1 protein-coding gene and 1 pseudogene are annotated in these 1,594 nt (G+C 69.1%); both read left to right on the forward strand.

Annotated features, from left to right (window positions below; all coding sequences use genetic code 11):
- Positions 1-136 precede the first annotated feature (136 nt).
- Positions 137-817 (forward strand): tyrosine-type recombinase/integrase, encoded by a 681-nt coding sequence (locus VT52_RS34775; RefSeq protein ID WP_240510032.1) that lies wholly within the window; start codon positions 137-139, stop codon positions 815-817.
- Positions 814-1,594 (forward strand): annotated as a pseudogene (locus VT52_RS34780) (site-specific integrase); the annotation flags it as partial. The gene VT52_RS34775 and the pseudogene VT52_RS34780, both read left to right, overlap by 4 nt.

The following is a 1,594-nucleotide window of genomic DNA, read 5'->3' on the forward strand; positions in this document are numbered from 1 at the left end:
TTCACCCAATTGGGCAACAGGGTCATCGAGACCTTCTACAACCGCCGCCGCCTGCGCAAGCACAAGACCTTCGGCTACCTCACCCCGGCCGAGACCAGGCAGCGGCATCAACACAGCCTCGCGGCATAACCGACGAGTGTCCAAGATCACGGGGAAGCTTCACCTGGCCGGCGGCCAGCCGGAGCGCCGCCGCACGATCAAGCTGAAGACGCCCCGCACGCATCCGACGCTCCTGACCGCCGCCCAGGTCCAGGCGATCCTGGACGCCTGCGCCCGGCTGCGGGACCGGTTCCTGTTCGCGCTGCTGTGGGAGACCGGGATCCGGATCGGCGAGGCCCTGGGCCTGCGCCACGAGGATCTGGCCGTGACAGAAGGCGAGTTGACCGTGACACCGCGCGTCAACGACAACCGGGCACGGGCCAAGTCATCATCTCCTCGCACCGTTCTTGTCGGTCCCGAGATCGTGCGCCTCTACGCCGACTACCTGCACGGTGAGTACGGCGACCTGGACAGCGACTACATGTTCGTCAACCTCTGGGGCGGCTCCTACGGACGCCCGCTGACCTACGCGTCCGTCTACGACCTGGTGCTGCGGCTGCGGCGTAAGATCGGCTTCGACTTCGATCCCCATTGGTTCCGGCACACCCGAGCCACTCTGCTCCTGCGGCAGGGTGTGCCGATTGAAGTGGTCAGCACGTTGCTCGGACACTCCTCGATCGCCACCACGCACGACATTTACGGCCACTTGTCCGTGGAGGACGCCCGCCGGGCCCTGGAGGCCGCAGGATTCCTGACCGGCCGGGAGGTGCGCTGGTGAGCGACGCGATGTCTGCCGCTCCGGCCCCCGGCGCTGGGCTGCTCGGCAAACTGATGGCCGCCGTCCGGCCCGAGTTCCGGGTGGACGTGTTCATCCCCGCCCCCGGGGAACTGATCTTCGGGCTGGGTTCCTGCCGGGTCTCCGGATGCCCGCGCCAGCCCCGCACCCGTCAGCTCTGCCGGCGCCACTACTACCGCTGGCAGCGGCGTGGAAAACCCGACGTCGAGGCGTTCATCGCAGACCCCGGAGCCGACCCGGTCGGGCGGTCGGAGCTGACGGCCTGCGCTGTCACCGGATGCCGCTTCGGGGCGGCTCGGCAGGGCTTGTGCGTGCGCCACCACGGCTTTTGGGAGCGAGCGGGCAAGCCCAACAAGAGGACGTGGGTGGCCGGCCTGCCGGCTGTCGAGGACAGCGACCAGCGGGGTTGCCGGCTGTCGTTCTGCACCCTGTGGGCCCAGGGGACGTCGCCGTTCTGCCACAACCACAAGTCTCGCTGGTATGCCGTCGGGAGCCCCGAGATCGAGGAGTTCGTGCGCCGCTGCGAGGCCGCCGGCGACGACCGGTTCGACTTCCGGCCGCTGGAGGGGAAACGGCAGCTACGGCTGGAGCTGCAATACGCGCTCCAGTGCCGTCACGACGAGCGGCAGGTCAACACCCACAGCTCGGCCGTCGCCCCGGTGATCCGGCTGGCCGCCGCCAGCGGCACCGCGTCCCTGCTGGAGTGGCCGATGGAGCGGTGGAGCGAGTACTACGCTGAGGTTCCCCCGCTGCGCGGGA

Source organism: Streptomyces malaysiense (assembly GCF_000980885.2).
Lineage (GTDB): Bacteria > Actinomycetota > Actinomycetes > Streptomycetales > Streptomycetaceae > Streptomyces > Streptomyces malaysiense.